Annotated in this window: 15 protein-coding genes and 4 pseudogenes; 4 read left to right on the top strand and 15 right to left on the bottom strand. The window is 35.6% G+C overall.

The genetic code is table 11. The annotated features are described in order from the left end of the window. Nucleotides 1–76 precede the first annotated feature (76 nt). From ACERC8_RS05210 to pezA, 5 genes and pseudogenes are all read right to left on the bottom strand, one after another. Nucleotides 77–340, bottom strand: a pseudogene (locus tag ACERC8_RS05210) (transposase family protein); the annotation flags it as partial. A 227-nt stretch (nt 341–567) separates the two neighbouring features. Next, nucleotides 568–7,377 (bottom strand): SHIRT domain-containing protein, encoded by a 6,810-nt coding sequence (locus tag ACERC8_RS05205; RefSeq protein ID WP_373658832.1) that lies wholly within the window; start codon nt 7,375–7,377, stop codon nt 568–570. Nucleotides 7,378–7,414: 37 nt separating this feature from the next. Continuing rightward, a pseudogene (tnpA, locus tag ACERC8_RS05200) lies at nt 7,415–7,693 on the bottom strand (IS200/IS605 family transposase); the annotation flags it as partial. Nucleotides 7,694–8,012: 319 nt separating this feature from the next. Continuing rightward, nucleotides 8,013–8,129: pseudogene (locus tag ACERC8_RS05195) on the bottom strand (toxin PezT); the annotation flags it as partial. Beyond that, entirely contained in the window at nt 8,129–8,605 is a 477-nt protein-coding gene (pezA, locus tag ACERC8_RS05190; RefSeq protein WP_256770380.1) for a type II toxin-antitoxin system antitoxin PezA, read from the bottom strand. The pseudogene ACERC8_RS05195 and the gene pezA, both read right to left, overlap by 1 nt. Before the next feature lie 192 nt (nt 8,606–8,797). Here pezA and ACERC8_RS05185 point away from each other — a divergent pair, with 192 nt between their 5' ends. Further along, nucleotides 8,798–9,490: a helix-turn-helix domain-containing protein gene (locus ACERC8_RS05185; protein WP_373658830.1), complete on the top strand. Its 693-nt coding sequence runs from the start codon at nt 8,798–8,800 to the stop codon at nt 9,488–9,490. A gap of 54 nt (nt 9,491–9,544) precedes the next feature. Here ACERC8_RS05185 and ACERC8_RS05180 read toward each other — a convergent pair whose 3' ends face one another. Next, nucleotides 9,545–11,077 (bottom strand): ImmA/IrrE family metallo-endopeptidase, encoded by a 1,533-nt coding sequence (locus ACERC8_RS05180; RefSeq protein ID WP_373658829.1) that lies wholly within the window; start codon nt 11,075–11,077, stop codon nt 9,545–9,547. A gap of 87 nt (nt 11,078–11,164) precedes the next feature. On the opposite strand from ACERC8_RS05180, the gene ACERC8_RS05175 reads away from it, so the two are divergent. The 3 genes and pseudogenes from ACERC8_RS05175 (at nt 11,165) to ACERC8_RS05165 (ending at nt 12,443) form a co-directional block, all read left to right on the top strand. Beyond that, a complete protein-coding gene (locus ACERC8_RS05175; protein ID WP_373658828.1) occupies nt 11,165–11,836 on the top strand; it encodes a S24 family peptidase in 672 nt (223 codons plus the stop codon). Nucleotides 11,837–11,962: 126 nt separating this feature from the next. Then, nucleotides 11,963–12,244 (top strand): annotated as a pseudogene (locus ACERC8_RS05170) (DUF2326 domain-containing protein); the annotation flags it as partial. After that, on the top strand, nt 12,234–12,443 hold the full coding sequence (locus tag ACERC8_RS05165; RefSeq protein ID WP_373658827.1) for a helix-turn-helix domain-containing protein: 210 nt from the start codon (nt 12,234–12,236) through the stop codon (nt 12,441–12,443). The pseudogene ACERC8_RS05170 and the gene ACERC8_RS05165, both read left to right, overlap by 11 nt. 230 nt (nt 12,444–12,673) lie before the next feature. Here ACERC8_RS05165 and ACERC8_RS05160 read toward each other — a convergent pair whose 3' ends face one another. The 9 genes from ACERC8_RS05160 to ACERC8_RS05120 all read right to left on the bottom strand — a co-directional run bounded on the left by ACERC8_RS05160 (nt 12,674) and on the right by ACERC8_RS05120 (nt 18,855). Further along, entirely contained in the window at nt 12,674–12,838 is a 165-nt protein-coding gene (locus ACERC8_RS05160; protein WP_172643155.1) for a hypothetical protein, read from the bottom strand. Nucleotides 12,839–12,857: 19 nt separating this feature from the next. Next, nucleotides 12,858–13,403, bottom strand: coding sequence for a SagB/ThcOx family dehydrogenase (locus tag ACERC8_RS05155; protein ID WP_373658826.1), 546 nt, complete (start codon nt 13,401–13,403; stop codon nt 12,858–12,860). Next, entirely contained in the window at nt 13,297–13,671 is a 375-nt protein-coding gene (locus tag ACERC8_RS05150) for a hypothetical protein (protein WP_373658825.1), read from the bottom strand. Before ACERC8_RS05150 ends, ACERC8_RS05155 begins: the two co-directional genes overlap by 107 nt. A 273-nt stretch (nt 13,672–13,944) precedes the next feature. After that, a complete protein-coding gene (locus tag ACERC8_RS05145; protein WP_373658824.1) occupies nt 13,945–14,682 on the bottom strand; it encodes an ABC transporter permease in 738 nt (245 codons plus the stop codon). Continuing rightward, nucleotides 14,675–15,364, bottom strand: a complete 690-nt coding sequence (locus ACERC8_RS05140; protein ID WP_373658823.1) for an ABC transporter ATP-binding protein — start codon at nt 15,362–15,364, stop codon at nt 14,675–14,677. Before ACERC8_RS05140 ends, ACERC8_RS05145 begins: the two co-directional genes overlap by 8 nt. A gap of 15 nt (nt 15,365–15,379) precedes the next feature. Continuing rightward, on the bottom strand, nt 15,380–16,111 hold the full coding sequence (locus ACERC8_RS05135; RefSeq protein ID WP_373658822.1) for an SDR family oxidoreductase: 732 nt from the start codon (nt 16,109–16,111) through the stop codon (nt 15,380–15,382). Then, complete coding sequence (locus tag ACERC8_RS05130; RefSeq protein ID WP_373658821.1) at nt 16,108–17,349, bottom strand: aminotransferase class III-fold pyridoxal phosphate-dependent enzyme; 1,242 nt, start codon at nt 17,347–17,349, stop codon at nt 16,108–16,110. Before ACERC8_RS05130 ends, ACERC8_RS05135 begins: the two co-directional genes overlap by 4 nt. A 20-nt stretch (nt 17,350–17,369) precedes the next feature. Further along, nucleotides 17,370–18,515: a hypothetical protein gene (locus ACERC8_RS05125; protein ID WP_373658819.1), complete on the bottom strand. Its 1,146-nt coding sequence runs from the start codon at nt 18,513–18,515 to the stop codon at nt 17,370–17,372. 82 nt (nt 18,516–18,597) lie between these two features. Next, complete coding sequence (locus ACERC8_RS05120; protein ID WP_373658818.1) at nt 18,598–18,855, bottom strand: thiazolylpeptide-type bacteriocin; 258 nt, start codon at nt 18,853–18,855, stop codon at nt 18,598–18,600. Between the last annotated feature and the right edge of the window lie 427 nt (nt 18,856–19,282).

Here is a 19,282-nt window from a genome sequence, read left to right as displayed (position 1 = left end):
ACATAAAACGAGAGAAGACAAGAACTGTCCTCTCTCGGTGTTAAGTGGGTCAACCCACTACAGTTGACAAAGAGCCCATTTTTCCGCATTTTTGGCAGCGGAAGCGACGCTTTCTTAAACGAATCAACGTTTTATAGCCAGCACATTCAAGATAAGGAATTTTAGACGGTTTTTGGAAGTCGTATTTCGCCATCTGTCCTTGGCAATGTTGGCATTTTGGGGCTTGGTAGTCCAGCTTAGCAATGACTTCCTTGTGACTTTCAGCATCAACGACTTCCAAAATAGTAATGTTAGGGTCTTTAATTTCCAGTAGGCTTGTGATAAAATTAAACTGTTCCATATGACACCTTTCTAATGATGGTTTGGTCGCTTTTCATTATAGGTCATATGGGGCTTTTTTCATACTCAAAAGGCTCTATAATCTCCGTGGTGGATTTACCCACTACAGAAATTATAGAGTCTATATATCTTACGACTCCATAAGCCAATCCCATCGCCCTATCTAAAAAAACAGTCCCAACAGGAACTGGTTTTAGAGTCAAACTGAATCTACAAGTCATCAGTAACTTAGCTTTGACGACGTTTGAGAGAAATAAACATAAAGGTCAGGCCTGTCAGAGTAAGACCTCCGACTGCCAGTAAGTGCCTGTTGCTAGCACCTGTTTTAGGTAACATCGCTTGATAAGTAGGTATTACCGATGATTGATTAGGCTTGTTAAAAGTTCCATTTCTCCAAGTCAAAGGCGTCCCTTGACTGTTTTTGGATGACAGTAAGGCTGACTCTCCTTGATTAGAACCACCAGCGGCAGCGCTTCCTCCTTTGAGAAGAGACTTTTCGTCATGTTGTTTTAAAGCCATTTCTTTTTTAAAAGCATCCTTTACAGCTAGAGTCGGTTTAATCGTCGCTAGCTGCTGGTCTGTCGAAGACGACTGAGAGCTTATTGTCTCAGCAGTGCCCTTCGTCACTTTCTTTGGCCTTATAAAACTTAAAGTAACAGCCTTGCCCTTATAATCAGCTGACACATAAGTTAAGCCTTCTGATAGTTTTACTTCGATAAGAGCAAAGAGATGCTCCAAGAAAACAGCATGGGCCATCAGATCAAAGGATAATATTTGAGCCAATTTCCCATCAATCAGGATTGTAATCTCATAGTTTTCCACTGGTGGGTTGACGGAAGAAACAACATGAGCGTCACCTGACGACTGGTCATCCATAGGATGATGGAAGAAGAGATAAACCGTATTGTCTTCATGGGCAGCTGAGTCATAAACAAGACCTTCGGACAATTTAGCTTCGATAAGGGCAGAGAGATGCTCCAAAAAGACAGCATAAACCACATCATCAAATGCTGATACTTGAACCTCTTTACCATCAGCCGAAACAACTATCGTGTAGCTTTCTGAGACATCCTTAGACGGTTGAGGTATAGTCGGTACAGTTGGAGAAGGAATTGGTGCCAAGGTTAGCGCCTTACTAGCGATAATACGCTTAGGAGCTAGACCTTGATCAGTGACCACAGTGGTTACTTGCCTTGATAGAGCACCTGTTTGCTCATCCACACTATAAATCGTTCGGGTTTCTGTGACTCTTGGTTGTCCTGGAATAACTTTATCTGGACTACCAACAAGGTTATTACCATCATACTCAACCATTTCAGAAAGCACTTCTTCTTGACGAACAAGTTTAGGTTTAGTACCGACAACAATCTCTTTAGCAACAGCTGGCTTGGTGCTTAGAATAGTTGTTTGATCAACAACCACTGCCTTATCGCCATCAAGACGATAAGAGGTTCGAGTCGTAGTGATTGCAGGACTTCCCTCAATGCGAGTCACTCGTTTGTTGGCTTCAATATTATCATCAGCAACATAGCGAACAGGAATATCTGTTCCCACCAGCTCTTGAATGAGAGATTTAGTACCGACTTGTATCACTGTATCAGTAGGATTTTCGATCAATCGACCAGTGAACGCAGAGGCTTTACCAGATTGACCTAAAATAGTAACAGGCTGGCTAGCAAAAGCGAGTTGGTCATTTGCCTCATATCGAATTGATGGCTCTACGATAGAGTAAGCTTTATATTCCCACGTTCCAGTGAACGTAAGTGGTCCTGAAACCACTTGTTCATTTGCCGGATTCCATCCTTTGAATTTCCACTCACCTGTCGCATCTTTACTTTCAATTACTACATCTGTATAAAGATTTGGTACTGAGATAGTTTCATTTTCAGCCACTGTTTTTCCACTAGGTAGAGGAGCTTTTTGGACATCAAAATTAGTTTCTTGACCATTTTCAAAACTATAGCGATACGAAATCTGATAATTTCTAGGTTGTCTAATCGATGTTGCTGGATTGATAACCATTGCTTTAGTACCAACAATACGCTCAGGGGCAAGGCCAGCATCTACGATAACTTCCTCAACCTTTTCAACTACTTTACCAGTATCCTTATTGAGAGTATAAGTCTTACGGATTTCAGTTAGTTTTGGTCGACCAGGTGTTACTTTATCAGGTGTTCCTGCTAAAACATTTGAATCCTCAACCACTTTTTCTGCTAAATCTTGACTTATTTGAGTGGTAACAGGTTTAGTACCGACAGTCACAATTCGAGGAGAACCCTCATAAACAACGGTTTGTTTGTTAACTTCATCAAGAACAGCTGTTCCATTAACTAATTCATAAGGGGTTGTCACCTTAGTTCTAGTCTGGCTACCCACATCAGTAATGACCATGTGCCCTGCAGAATCTTGTTCGTTTGCTACAAATTTCAATCGAATTTTTGATATTTCCTCGGTCACAAGTGGCTTAGTACCAACTGATATCGTCGTTGGAATCGCTTCTTCCGTGGTTTCTGTGATTTTAGGCACAGCTTTACCATCGACAATGTCAAAAGTGGTTCGGATTGTTGTTTTTTCAGGGCGACCTTGGTTAACTTCTGTTTTAATATTAGCTTCTTTAGCATCATCTCTAACATAAGTAACAGGAATTGTAGCTGCTTCTCTAACCTCAACCTTTGGTTTAGTACCAACGGTAACAACCTGAAGCGTTGGTAGAACAACTACCTTACCCGTAATCGCTGATTGTTTTCCAGGAACACCAGAAATCTTAATAACATTGTCAGTACCTGCGTCACGCTCTTGATCCGCCTCATAAGCAATCGAAAAATCAACAGGCTTGTAAGGCACAAACTCCCAGGTACCAGTGACTGTAATATCATGGTTTTCTGATACATCATCTGACGAGGTCCAACCTTTAAACTGCCATTCTCCTAATCGATCAATACTCTCAACCAGACTCGGTTGTGGAGCTTCTGGAATAGGAATAACATCACCTTGTTTAACAGTTGTTGCTACAGGAACCGTTGAAACTTGATTTTTGTTAAAGTTACTTTCCTCACCCTTAGTAAAGGCATAGACATAGGTAACACGATTTGAAATCGGCGTTACTACCTTAGGTGCAAATCTCCAGTTTCCTTTATAAATAATGATAGTTGGAGTATCTTGCTCTGTTTCTTTAGTCCAATTAACAAAAGTCCAAGTTCCTGAATCCGTTTGGATATCCGAAGGATTTTTCGGAGTCTCAGGCTCTTGTTCATTATCCAAGCTCTCTGAAGGAAGAATAGCCATTACGGGATGTGGGGCTACAATCTCTTTGTCGTTATGATAAAATTCATAATACACATCGTAAGGATGTTTGTAGACAAAGTCATTATTACTATCTTGTCTAATAAGGCGCTCATTACCTTTCATGACCATCGTCGCAGTGCTTTCAGTGTCTAAATCTAAATAAACATGATTATGAAGGGTAGCTTGACTATCTTGAGCGGTTACTTCAAATCTCAAACCATTCATGCTAACACCTGTCTTAGCTGTTAACTTGTTTTGAGGAGCTATACGGACTGTTCCGTCTCCCGAAAGATCCCATGCGTCTGTTTTAGCATTATCAACATCTAATATAGAATCTCTTGAAACAACATAAGCGCTGTTACTTTGACGATTATTACTCAATTTGATATTGGCATTGTTAGTGAGCTCTAAACTACCACCATTGGTTGTAACATTGGATAAGTTAACACCGTCTAGTGTAATTGTTCCAGTCGGTTCAAATTGAATGATTCTATTGGATTTGCTAGTACCAGAACCTTTTAAGGTTTCCGCCGTAACATTTGAGCCAATTTGACCACTTGTCATTTCAATCGTAGTAAACTGAGCATCACGAGTCCCTGTGATCATAAGTTCTTGTGCCTTAATAGCAGGAGGACGATTGCCAGTAGTTATCTCTGAAAGAGTTAGAGGAGCATTCGCTGTTATTTTAGGCATTACAGATAGGTCTGGATTTATCTGTAAATTTAGGTTTTTAAGCGTACTTGCAGCATTAATTACTAATTCTGGGCGATTCAAAGTCAGGCTAGCATTTTCAGTATGACCTTCAATCGTCACCGCTTTAGTGATGGTATCAAAAGTTCTATCTACCAAACTGTCCACAACAACAATCTTACCGCCTGCTTTGACTAATTGAAAGGCCTCCTCTAACAGACTAACTGGACTTTCAGGGGTTTTTCCATTACCATTTCCAGAACTTTTGACATAGACAATGTCTAGTAAGTCTGGCGTCTTATCTTTAAAAACAGATGTTGTCAAATCATTTTTTAGAAGTGATGTCAATAACTCTCGTTTGGCACGACGAACAGCTGTAGCTCTTTCAAAAGTCGCTAAATTATTAGGAGTTGGATTTTGTTTAAATTGTTTTAAAATAGCCAAATCTGACTCAACAGCTTGTTTTAATTTTTCTTTAAACACAACTAAATCAAAGTGATCACTTGTTTTAGTCAGAAGTTTTTGATATTGTGTAACTTTTTTATCAGTCCAATCTTGATTATTGAGAGCTTGTAAGTCATTGTTTGCAGAATTATTCAAAAACCTTGTGAAAGCATCCCAGCCATCTAACCCTAGAACCTCATAGGCTTTACGCTTAAAGGAAACATCTCCTGTCGTATTTTTATTGTCAAGTGCTTTGGCAGAAGCCCAGAAAGACTCTAAAAGGGGAACATTATCATATTGGTCTGACTGTAATTCGTCAATATAAGGATGACGACCATGTGGTACAAATTGCCCTGCCACAAGATTTTGTGATACTAAACCACGCAGGAATGCCTCATAATTGCTGCTATCTAACTGCCCTGTAAAATCAGCAAACTGATCATTGGTTGACATGGTACGATTAGGATTTTTAGTTGGCGTTACTTGGTTGACTTGATTGAAGTATTGCTCTTTTTCAAGTGTTTTGGACTCTTGTAAAATTTGAGCTTCCAAAGCCTCCATATACATGATCACTTCAAGCAAATTTTTCTGATAATTCGCAAGGCTATCTTTGGTTGATTGAGGCGAAGACGCTTGAACTCGGTTAGGAACATCCCCAATACTAATAGAAGTATTTAAATTGAAAACAGGCTCAAATTCACTTTTTCCAGGCGTATTGTCAATATCCTCAAACATACCACGGGCATAAAGTTCTGCACCTTGACCAGTTCTATTGGTTCCCCAAATCGCTTTTTCATTAGCATGCGTCATCTCATGCGTAAACAACGTTACACCAGAATAGTTAGTGTGCATCAGACGTGATTCAAAAGCCTTCAACTGACCATTGCCATCATAAACACCACCAAAATTTTGACTGTTTTGATAGGTTTGCCATAAACCTATTGGACCAAGGAAACGTCTAACAGCATTAGCTGCTGTATCTCCTTCTTTAGCTGACCATACACGGGTAACTTTGTCACTATTAGCAGTATAATTATGATTCATTGAATCAATCGCAAAGCTAAACAGAATAGGCTGCTTGGGATTATCATTTAAGAAACCAATAAAACGTTCAAAACTATCCATGTAAGGCTTGATAAATGGTGTCTGTGATTGTGCAGTACCCTTGCTATGACTAGACAATTGATCTTCGGTGTACAAGTCGCCATAAGTCTCTGTCATACCAATAGTCAAGTGATTAGTCGCTGTGCCGACGAATACACCTTTCCCAGAACTCAATAAAGGTAAGAGAAAAGCAGACTTATGGTTCTTCAAAAGGTTATAAGCAGAATTTTCCTGTGACTGTTCGCCTTTTGCTTCATAAACAATAGCTTCCGTCTGCTCCTTAAAATATTGAGCAACAGTTTTATTTTTTCGTCTTGCTAACTTTTCAATTAAGTCGGCGGGACTAGCTGATCCAGTTAGACGATTCATGCCACGACCAGTGAATAGCTCAGTATTATGAGATAAATAAGAGCCTGTACGGTAGTTATTGTCAGTTCTTGTACCACCTAAACGTTTTAATCTCTCAAGTGGGGTTTCATTAGCCACTGTAGGGTTCAAGTTCTGAGGTGTTAACAACAACTCCTTAATCAAGCCTTCTTCAAGATGGTATTGCTGTGTTAAGTGAAACATTCCGCGCAAATAAGCGGGTAAGTTTGTCTTAAATTCACCGACCGAAATAGGCTGTGTTGCAATAATCTGTTCCAATAAAGTTGGGGTAAAGATTGTTTTCACTTCAGGAGCGAGGACTTCATATTCATCAACTTGAGTAATTTCAGCATTAACCTTATCCAACGCTAGTTGAGTGGCTTTCTCACTTAATGTCCGTAATAAACGTTGCTGTTCAGGAGTGTAATTTGTCACAGCATGTGGTAATCCAGCTTCCTTTTTTAACTGATTTAAAATCGGAACCATCACTTTACCTATATCTGAAACAGCTAATCTTGTTTTTGTTTCTTTTACCTCACTCAAGGCATAATTTTCAGTCTCAGTATTGATTTTTGAGTGAATGACACCAGCATACTGTTTAGCCAAATCAGTAGTGATGATCTCCTGTCCTCGCTCAGTAGCTTCCTTGGTAAAGTAACTCTCTAAACTTTCTTCGTTTTGGACTTCTCTAGTACGACGGAGACGTGGTTTGTCGTCGGTTCTTGTGGTTTCATTGAGGGCATCATCTGACGGTTCAGATACTGACTCGGGTGCTTCTGCTAGTTCTCTAGCCTCTCCTGACACTACTCGGGCTGGGCTTGCTTCCTCTTCTACTGATACTTTTACTTCAAAGGTAGCATTTTCTGAATTCTCTGAGATAACAGAGTCCGCCATATTGGTTGCATAAGATTTAGCCTCAGCAGATTCTTTGGGCAAGACCTGATCACTGACAACTACTGTAGTCACCTCAGGTATTTGAGGGCTTTCGCTTGCCAAATCAGGCACACCCGTTGCATGTTCTTGATTGGACAAGGGCTTCTCTGCAACCCCCTCGGCTTGAACCGTTTGAGTTGACCAGGCAAAACCAATACAGACGGAGACAACTCCGACAGATAATTTTTTAATTGAAAATTTATGTTTTCTTTCCATGATAACTCCATATCGTTATTTTTGATTGCTATTTCTATTATAGCCTAATTAAAGGTGAAAAGGCAACCCTTTTCAATGTCATGTTAATTCGCCTTCTTATTTTTAAGCTCATGAAGAAATCATCCACTGGATAATTTCTTTGCTCCTGTATATATTTTTTAATCGTGGCTTCGTTAAGTCCTACTGTGCTTACATAATAACCCTCTGCCCAAAAATGGCGATTGCCAAATTTATATTTCAAATTGGCGGGTTTATCAAACATCATAAGAGCACTCTTACCTTTTAAATAGCCCATGAAACTGGAAACGCTGATTCTTTGAAAAGGCAACCCTTTTCATTTTTCTCCTTTCGCTCTACAATAGGCTTGAACACCTTTATTGTATCGCGTTTGGAGTTTTTTTGGTATAACCTTCGATGCGCACCAGCATAGCGGGTGGTTTATTGGTTACGCACCTTCGGAGCGTAACGGACTTAAAGTCACATAATAAAGGCAAGAACGCTCTAAATTGTTCTTGCCTAAGCAATTATATTTTCTAAATGTGATAATATCCTCCTTAAGAACAGATTGTAGAACGCTCAAATCCTTGATTTAACAGCGTTTTAAGCACCTGTCATTATTATGACACAATCCCCCCCCCACCAAGTAAGATGGCTTTTGGGGTAACTGATGTCGTTTTGCCACGAGTTAAGGAACGAATAGTTCGTTTTAAGGCTAAGTCAAAGTCATCTTTGCTAAATTCTTCTAACCGCATTAAGCCACCACCTGATGATGAGCAAGCTCCAACATTCGCTCAATACCATCTAAATAACCATTGTAACGCTCCACTTCATCAAAAGTATTGACAAGGTAAATCTTGGTATTGATAAGATCAGACAAATCATCACTCATCAAAATCCAAGGGCTAGTCTCATCATCAAAAGTAATTCCTTGACTATCTTGATAGCGATATAGTTCGGACAAAATCGCTGCGCCACGCTCTTTGATAACTTCAATTTTTAAGGTTAATTGATAATCTTCCACTGGTGTTAACATTTTTTCTTCTCCTACAATATCAACATAGGATACATTAAATTTCTGACAGATACGGTCTATGAGCTCTGTTGATAACGAGCTTGTCCCATTTTCATAACGGCTCAAACTATTTCGAGAAATTCCAATTATCTTGGCAAATTCAGGTTGGGTCAAATCATGCGTTTTTCGTAACGATTTGATATTTTCTCCAATCATAAAAAGTCTCCTTTGATTTTTTCTTTATTATATCACAAAAATAGATAACGCACCAAAAATGGTGCGTTATCTATTTTATTTATAATTATTAAAATATTAGTGACTTAGGAAGTGATATTTTCTGTTGCAACTTTAAATTTTTTTGATATAATTTTGTTAGTTTATAAAACAACAAATGGATTAGGAGGTTGTATGTTTTCAGGAAATCGTTTAAAAGAAAGACGAATAGTTTTAGGTTATTCACAATCTGCTATGGCAGATAAACTTCATATCAATCGTTCCTCCTACTTCAACTGGGAGAATGGAAAAACGAAGCCAAATCAAAATAATCTCAGACAACTAGCGACTATCTTGGATGTTTCAGAAACTTATTTTGAATCTGAGTACAATATAGTCAATACTTACCTCAAGCTCTCATCAGAAAATCAAGGAAAGGTTGATCAGTATGCTGATGAGTTACTTCAAAAACAACAATCACAAGAGAAAGTAATTCCTCTTTTTGCAGTTGAGGTCTTATCTGATGTTTCACTTTCTGCTGGTCTTGGGGAATCGCTCTTTGAGGAATACGAGACAGAAACCGTCTATGCTGAGGAAGAACAGTATGGTTATGATATTGCTGCCTGGATTAAAGGAGATTCTATGGAACCCATCTATCTTGATGGCGAAGTAGCCCTTATCCGTGCTAGCGGTTTTGATTATGATGGTGCCGTCTACGCCCTATCCTGGAATGACTCTGTCTATATCAAAAAACTTTATCGAGAAGAACATGGCTTTAGAATGGTATCCCTCAACGATAACTACCCTGATAAATGGATTCCTTATGAAGACAATCCTCGTATCGTGGGACTTGTCGTAAGTCACTTTATGCCTGTTATAGGAGCTTAAATATGTCAGTCAATATTAAAGAAATGATTTATCTCAGAGATAACCGTATCTATTTTATGAAAAGGCACCCCTTTTCATGAAATTCTCAGGAGCTAAGCTCTCTACCAAACCATTATTGCCCATATCCTCCATAAAATCGACCTTGATGTCGTAAGCAGATTTGACTCTTGTACGGTTGAGGACATAATCACTAAACTCTTCCGAGCTAATCGTCTTCTTAGCATTACGGTCTGAAAAAGTAAAGCGTAAGCAACACTCATCCATGTGTTCATAAGCATAATCGGTCATGATAATAGTGTTCTCATAAGTCTCGATATACTTATCATTATTTAAGCAGACATGGTTATCCACAAAGACAAACTTCTGACTATCAATGGCCTCCTTAAAACGAACATTAGAAAAGTATTGAAAGCATAACTCGGTGAAAGAAATCGTATAGGTCTGCCTGTCCTTAAAGGCATCTAGCTCAAAACTGTAGTTTCTCAGATAACGGTCATCCAAATAATTATAGACACCATGAGCTTCTTTATAGCCTAACTCAATCATCCGAATTTTTGCGGCTTGTCTGGATACCCCAAAGAAATTTGCCAGACTATCTACCACTTCTGTGATGACTTCAATCTTAGACAGATTACTATAAATGGATGATAAGGCACGATAGAAATCCTCAATTTTCTGTCTTGTCTGCTTCTTTGGCATAAGGATTTTAGGAGCTAGGTTATTAGCCTGCCATTCCATCCAGTCTAAATCAGTCCAGTTGGCCACATCTGACAGGTTTTCCTGTGTTCGACAGGATACCGAATCATGAGTTTCATCCACAAGCATACGCAATTCATGATAAATGCGATGAAACTCCCAATGAACACACTCGTGGATAATAGTATTGTTTAGGGAGCCAATATTTCGTTTTTGAGAAACCTCCTCATCTGCACAAATTGTTCCTTTCTTGATTAATCGCCTAATAGCTTGATTGTTAGCATCATAAGTCTCTATCTCAGTATCCTTAAAAACCATCTTACCAAAAATGGAAAAGTCAGAAGAGAGCTTGGTTTCCATGATGGTAAGCCCCATAGCAGCCGCAAGTTCAGTCACGTCAATCTTGGTAGGTGACTTGAGAGCTTGTGGATAGTATTTGGCTAGAAAAGCGTTAGCCAACTCATCAAAATCTGTCTTTTTGATATAGGGTACACCTGACCGACTGAGGAAACGGCTACACCGTCTATTTTGTTCTTTCAGGTCAACGGATTGAACCACAAAAGACTGAATACCATTATCTAGGACAACTTCTGTGACCATTGAGAGCCAGATGGTTTTCTCATCTACCTCTAATTCTCCCTTATACCGTTCGCTCACTTCCACAAAGGCAGTCACCACAATCTCCATCTCCAAACGGTTATTGTCTAACATAGAGGTGTAAATAGCATAGACATCAATATCTATCAACTCGATATAATTCCTGGGATTTCGGATATTTCTAGTTGATAAATCAATCTCCTCTCTGTGTTCAATCAAAAACGCCCTGGCCTTAGTAAAAAGGAGATTATAATACTTCTTTTGGATATAGGTTTCAAGAGATGGTCTGGACATGGCAGGACTCCTTTTCTTTTATCTTGAATTCTATTATAGCTTATGGTATAATTTTGTCAAGTTATAAATCGACAAGGAGAAAAGACCATGTTCTCACCCACAAAACTCAAACAACATCGACAAGAAAAAAATCTTTCCCAGACTGCTATTGCGAGTGTACTAGGGATTACAAGGTCTGCCCTATCTTCCTGGGAAACTGGGAAAGCTGTCCCAAATAAAAAACACTTAGACCAACTCGCTCAAGTCCTAGATATTAACATCCAAGACTTGTACGAGGAGCACCCCCACCTCACCCTCTACAAACAGCTCAACAAGACAAACAAAAAGAAGGTCGATGAGCTAACTCACGACCTTCTCAGGGCACAAAAAGTTATGCCTCTCTTTAGTGTACAAGTTCTTGATAATATCGCTCTCTCAGCAGGACATGGCTCTGGTTTCTACGACGAATACGAGACCAGAGAGGTCTTTACCGACAAGGAATATCTCTACGATGTGGCAACTTGGATTACTGGTCATTCCATGGAACCTGTCTACCAAGATGGGGAAGTCGCCCTCATCCGTGAAGGAGGTTTTGATTACGACGGAGCCGTCTATGCGGTGGCATGGAATGAGCAAGTTTATATCAAGAAAATCTACCTTGAAGCCAACGGCTTCCGTCTCGTCTCCATCAACAAAGATTATCCAGATAAGTTCGCACCAGCAGAGGATGAGCCAAGGATTGTGGGGAAAATAGTTGGGAATTTTATGCCTATAGAATAGTATAATTCATCAAAACTTTTCCGAACCTACTTCACATATTATACGAAAGACATAAAAATTTAACATTATGATAAGAAAAATCATTCTTAAGATATGAGGATTCAATAATATATAAGGGTAATTTGATTCGACTTAGCAATACTCTATCTCACTAACCTGCCAGCACTGGCACACGACTCATTACTCTTGAGTAATATTAGTTACCAAGCAACCGAAGCTCTATTAAAACTATATGACCAATCAAACTCATTGAATAAACAAGTATTTTTAGCCTTCGATAAAGCAAGCTCATATTCTCCAGAAGCGAATAAACTCTTGTCAGAAAATATTGTATTGAGACTCTCTAGTGACGGAAATGAACTCTACGGTATTTCATGGAACAAAGGAGAAAACTCAGATGAAGTTTAGCTACAATAAATTATGGAAACTTCTTATTGATAAAGGTTGGACCAAAACCAAGCTTAAGCAAAAAACAGGAATCAGCACTTCAACCATTGCAAAGTTAGGCAAGGGAGAGAATGTCACTACTGATGTACTTTTAAAAATTTGTACAGTACTAGATTGTCAGATTGGGGATATTATGGAAATTATACCGTATATTGAATGATGGTTACTGCAGATATTAAAATCAGCCTAAATGATTCAGGCTGATTTTTCTATTGATTCAAAAAAAACTATCTATTCTGTGATAACATGAATAACAGGACACTCTATGAAGATAATTTATATAAGATAGAGAAGCCATTCTCATCTGAGAAGCAATCTTTAGATAATCTTCATTGAAAAAAGTTTATTAAATTTTGAACAAAAACTACTCAACCTGACAAACTAGCATAATTAAAAAATTTTTTGAATAATAGCATATATCAAACCTAAAATAGGGACAGCTACCCATATCCAAAATTTCCATCCATTTTGAATTTCATTCTCAAGCTCCTTGTTATGAAGTTTTAGAAGTTTATTTTCATTTTCTAGTTCGCGGAATTTATCCTCTGCGTTCATCTACACTTCCTCCTTAAATTTATCCAACTGCAATTGCATAGAGATAAATATTTTTTTTATCACTAATTTCATTAATAAAAGTTTCTATTTTATCATCAAACCAACCTCCCATCGGTAAACTTTTTATTCCTAGCGCAGTAGAAACAAGCTGGATATTTTGTGCAATATGACCAGCCTCTAAATGCAAAAGTCGATAAGCTAATAATCCATATTTATTGAAAATATTTTCATAGTTCGAACATAACATAATTATCATATTTACCTTTTTAAATGAATTATTTTGTACGTCACTGTTTTTACTTGTTATTGGGGCAAATGTTTCTAAGTCTATAATATTCATACTTTTTTTAAATTCAAGTCCGTCATACTTTACTTCATATATACCATTCTTTACTTCATCCATATTATCAATATAAACAAAAGGAGTAATTGAATTTAACGCACCTGATGTAGGATAGCTAAATAAAGGAACCTCTTCTCCAAATACAAACTTGCAATTTGTAGGAGAGAATAATATACCGTTTGTATCGACTATATGCACTTGAAGATAGAAAGCATATCCCATTTCGAATATTTGGATTTTTACTAACTTTGAAAATAATTTCTCTCTCTTTTAGATATTCATTTTCGATTACTTGCTCAATCTCTAATTTTATAGAATCCAGTTTTTTCTTACAATCCTTTAGCGTAACTACCTTTTCCTTTAAATCAAAACTTAATTCTTCTAAAGGTATCTTCGAAATATTGTCATTAAAAATTTTTCTTTTAAGTCCGACTAAATCACTTCTGTTTTTCCCTGAAATAGTTGCAATCTCTTGTTCTAATTTTTCCAACAAAAGTTCTTTCAAGTGATCAAACTCTTTTTGTTCTAACTTTCGTAGGATATATAAAGACTGTAGTTTCTCCGAAGATAATTGAAATAACCAATTGGGACGTAAAGGATTTTTCTCATTATGGTTATTGGAAATTCTTTCATAACCCCCCTAATACCTATCATTTAGGAGCTAGAAGCCTCCTACACAAAATATAAATTGAAATCTCAACCTAATAAAGATTATTCAAATTTCATACTTCATTGCTGCTACTAGACTATTTAAATAGTATTTTTAGTCATATTTAAAAATTTTTATAGCGATAAATAAGAATACTACTGTAAATGTCAGCACCACAGCAAAATCCACAGCCGAAGCGCTTCCATTTATCCAAGTATCTTTCAATAAACTTAGAGCAGGATAAGTAGGCAATACTTTACTTATCTTTTGTAAAATTTCAGGCATAAGTTCCACTGGGTATGTTGCACCACTTATAAAAATCAAAGAGAAATATGAAACAAGTGCAACTGATTGGGACGTTTTAGCATCTTTTGTCAAATTTGCAAATATCATTCCTAGCAAGTAAACCATACACCATACCACAAAGAAAATTCCTATCATTGAAAAAATTGCTTTTCCATTTAAATTCATATCCAGTATATAAATTGCTGTTAAAAGAAGAGAAACTACCGAGATAGTAACAACAAACAGTTGCAACAAAAAATTTGCAATAATAAAATCAAAGGTTGATACTCCAGATAATTTTAAGCGCTTAAAAAATCGGATTAATCGATTATATGACATACCAACCCCAACATTCCCAACTCCAATAACTAATATTGTCAAAAAAACATACATTGAGAAACTATAGTCAACCGTTGCAACTTTTTTCCCCTCCAAAGTAATTTCAGAAAAATTTGTCGACTGCATCCATAAAAAAAACTGAGGAGCAATGAAGCCAAAAAATAAAATTACTGGTGTTCTCATTAATTTCAAAAATTCAACTTTAAACAATCCAAAGAATTTATTCATTAAAAGTTCCTCCTAGCACTACTTCGTACATATTACTAACACTTCCATATTCCTCTATAACTGCTGATATTTTTTTATCAATTTCAATTTTTCTATTATTGATAAGTACAACCCTATCGCAGAGTTCCTCGATTTCTTCCATATAATGACTCACAATAATAAGTGTTCGCTCTTCTGAAAATTTCTTTATATAATTTCTTATTTTAGACCGACTAAGTGAATCCAGACCTGTTGTTATTTCATCAAAAATAAGTATATGCGGATCATGGAACAATGAAAACACAATATTTAACTTCTGTCGCTCACCTCCAGATAGATTGGCAATTTTTTTTCGAATCAATTGTTTTAATTCAAACAGTTCTAAATAAAAATCAGCTTTGCCTTTTATGTTATAAATACTCTCCATTAAATCACAATAATCTCTTATTGTTAATCTTTCATCAAAACTAGCATCCTGTAGTTGTACTCCAAAGTTTCTATAGAATTGTCCATCATTTAAAGAATATTTTATTTCTCCAACTTTAGGACTTTTTAATTTTAATATAGCATTTAGTAAAGAGGTCTTTCCACTTCCATTTTTTCCTATAATTGCTATTTTTTCGCCTTCATTGATTCTAAGATTAATATTCTCCAAAATAGTATCTGCCCCATAAGCAATTTTAATATTTTTTAATTCAATCATTTTTACCTCCAATTGTTACTGAATTGTCCATCCACCATCAATAACTAAATCATGTCCAGTTATCATTTTTGCCCTACTGCTTATTAAGAATAAAATAGCACCTGAGATGTCTTTAGGAGAGGCGTAACGCTGCAACGGTATTTTCTCTTTTGCATCTAATAACATATACGAACTGTTTAATAGTTCAAAGTTATCTTTTGTTTCAATGAATGTTGGGGAGATTGAATTTACTCTAATATTAAATAGAGATAATTCCAAAGCTAAACATCTACATAGCTGACTCAGCATAGACTTACTGACACAATAAGGCAACCTTTGAGTATTTGCAACTATTCCGTGCTGAGAAGAAATTACAACAAAACTCCCTTCTGTTCTCCTCCTGACAAATTCTTCTGCAATATCCTTTATAAATAGTGAAGCATATATAAAATTTAATTCAAAAACATCACACAATTTATTATAGTCCCACTGAAAAAAGGGTACTAGTAAATTCTTACCAATTATAAATACACAAGATTCAATTTTATATTTTTCAAAGATTTTACTTATAATATTTTTTACAGTAGACCTTTTGCGTATATCTATTCCAAAAAAATCAACGTTTGTTTGATTTCGAAATATATTATAAAATTCTTCCTCCCGAGCGGGTAAATCAGAAGCAACTACAAAATAATTCTCCTTTATTAAATCAAAAATTGTTCTTTTCCCAATTTCGCTACATGCCCCAGTGACTAATACAAATTTCATATTTTAAACATCTCCTCATACGTCTTCTTTATTATATTTACTATTGCAGTAACTTCATCAGTTTCCGTAATAAACATAGGGACAAGTGTAATTCCATAATTAGTATCATTGCTATATACATATGTAATTAATCCATTACATAACAGTTCTTCAAAAAAGCACATCAATACCTCATGATTTACTATATTATAGAATTCCAAAGTTATAAACAATCCCTTAATAAAGAATCTACTAAGATAAGGAGCTAACTGCATTTCGATTTCTTGTTTAAATAGAGTTGATAAATTTAGAACTTTCTTCTTGTAGTCTTTCTCTTTATATTTTGTTAGAACATACATAGCACTCGCTGTTAATATCGGATTAAAATTCTGTGTAGAAAAGTGTTCAAAGGTATCCGTAGTAGATAGTTTTTCAAAAACGGTATTTTTAAAGATTGTAACACCAAATGGTAATATACCATTGTTTATACCTTTTGATAAACAAATTATATCCGGTCTAACACCTAAATCAATATATGCAAACTTTTCACCAGTTCTATAAAATCCAGTTGATACCTCATCAAAAATAATTTGAATTTCATAATCTTTACAAATACTCACAATTTCTTCCATCACCCACTTAGGAATTTCAAAACCTCCGCCATAACAAATTATAGGTTCAATAATAATTGCTGCCGTTTTTTTATGATATTGCTTGACATATTCTCTGAAGAATTCTAAAGTTACTTTATCATGTATAAAAGGAATAAAAACATGTCCTCCCATTAATGGAGAGTAGGGTTCAAATAATCGGCGTTGCGTCCCAGATATACTCCAAGCACCTATCGTTCCTCCATGATAACTTTTATCAAATGAAACAATCAATTTTTTCTCATCATTTCCATTTAAATTATGATATTTTCGAGTAGCCTTGATAGCAACCTCGATGCTTTCAGAACCAGATAAAGAAAAATATACATTACCATCCAAATATTCAGCAAACCTCAAAAGGGCTTCTGCATAGCTCTTATTTATTTCAGTGGTAGATATCCATGGATTCAATGATCCACACACTTTAATTTGGTTTGTTATTGCTTCAGTGATTTCTTCATCATTGTACCCTAAATTTTTGTTCCAAAGGCAGCTAATTGAATCTAAATACTTCTTACCTTTGGAATAGACGTGACACCCATCGTGACCATCAATAACTAGCAGATTATTATATCTCTCTCTTTCAACCGATGAAAAAATTTGCGACATAGCCCCCCCTCTAAATTAATTTACTTTGAGGAAATATAATATTTTAAGTTAACTCTGTCTACTACGTATCTAACTTGATTTATATAAAATACTATATATCTCCGATAATATTGTTCAGTAAAATTTTTTGGTTCAACATATACTTTATCCATTATTGAAATTTCTTTTTTTATTAGAAGTGATATCACCAAACTTTTTAATAGATTTTTTATTTTCCAACTATCTAGTATATGTTTATTTCCATTAATAAGTTCATTTTCATTCTTATCATCGTTCAATTGATTAAAATCTTCAAATTGAAGCATGCAATTATCCAAATCACCATCTTTGAAAGCGAATCTACTAGCTTGTTTTCTATAATTTAAATAATTAAAAAGATCCAAATTAATCAAATCTTTTGTGCTAGAAATTGACAAACGTGCGATATCAATGAAATATTCATTATTTACTACAATAAAATTCTCATTTTTATAATATGGAATAATAAATTTCACGAGTATTTCCCCAGTTAAATAAAACTGAAAAAGCATTTCTAGAAATTCATATCTTTCTTGAAAAGTAAATAAATCAACTAAGACTTCTCTCCCATCATATACTTTAACATCTGTATTCTTGTAGTTTTTAAAGTTATGATAACTGATAGGAAAAGAATCAATTTTAATGCTACTCGATTTATCCCAAATTTGTATCTGGTCAGCTAATTGCACTACATTAACTAACCCAAAGTTACAAAAAGTTGAAGTATTATCAGTAATAAAAGAACTATTTACATTACTATTTAAAAGCAGATAGTCTAAATCTACATTTGTAAAATTATCAATTGATAAATGAATTACACCACTGTATTTCTTTTCTATTGGATATATCCCTGTATAAAAACACAAAAAACCATTTTTAAATACTGAAAAATCAATATCAAAATTATGTTCATACGGTTCCCAAATAATATGTTTACGGAATTTAATAAAAAAATCATTAAACAGGAGAAAGCTTAGATTATCCCTTATTATAGAATAACTTTTCGGATATTTTATAATAATGTCCCCATATAATCTCCGAGCTATACTTAAAACTTTATAATACGTACATTTTTCAATAGGGATATTATTTACAAAGACACTTACTAATCCTGAATTCTCTAATTTAAAAAAAATATTATTATCCATAGTTTTAATAATAGAAAAGCCTGCTAAGACCTTTAAACTTAGCAGGCAGACTAAAGCTAACCGGCTAAAATATACCGACTAACTATGTGCAACACGATGAACAACATGAGCAAGAACCGCATGTTGAATAAACGTTATCTCCAGTACTACCACTTGAAGCAGCAGTTTCAGGAAGCACAGAGACGTCATCAAGTTCGATGACTTCAAATTCAAAGTCATCAAGAAAAGAAATATCTAAATCTCTCTGTTTATCCATTTCATCATCATCCTTATTATTTTTTACAATATCATTGTAAACGATTTCTTTTCGTTTGTCAAGCTTTTTATAAAAAAAAGTCACAACGTACTCATGAAGAGGAAACAACACATTTCTTCTGAAAAAAATGATTATAATCTGGAATTATGTTCTATAAAAATTCACTTCAATTAGCTAAGATTTAAATAGATTTTTTAAAGGGGATAATTGTCTAAAATTTAACTTTTTACAAATCAAGGTGCCTCTCTAAACTAGCAACCTCTCTAATAATTTTACCCTAGTACCTATAGACAGTTAAAAAGCCTTGGAAACAGCTTATTCCAAGGCTTTCTTTGTATTCTATTGTATCAATTACCTTATTCCGATTTCCGTCCGATTTAAGAGGGGGACATCTATTCCCACATACTCCTTTACCCATGTCCCCACCTTGTGTCTACGGAAATAGATACCTTATAAATTTCCCAGAACTTCAGCTACCTCAACTGAGGTAATTGAGTTGCTGGGGGATTTG

The sequence above is a fragment of the Streptococcus sp. E29BA genome, from assembly GCF_041807805.1.
In the GTDB taxonomy this organism is placed as follows: domain Bacteria; phylum Bacillota; class Bacilli; order Lactobacillales; family Streptococcaceae; genus Streptococcus; species Streptococcus entericus.
This window is presented reverse-complemented; position numbering and strand designations above follow the sequence as displayed.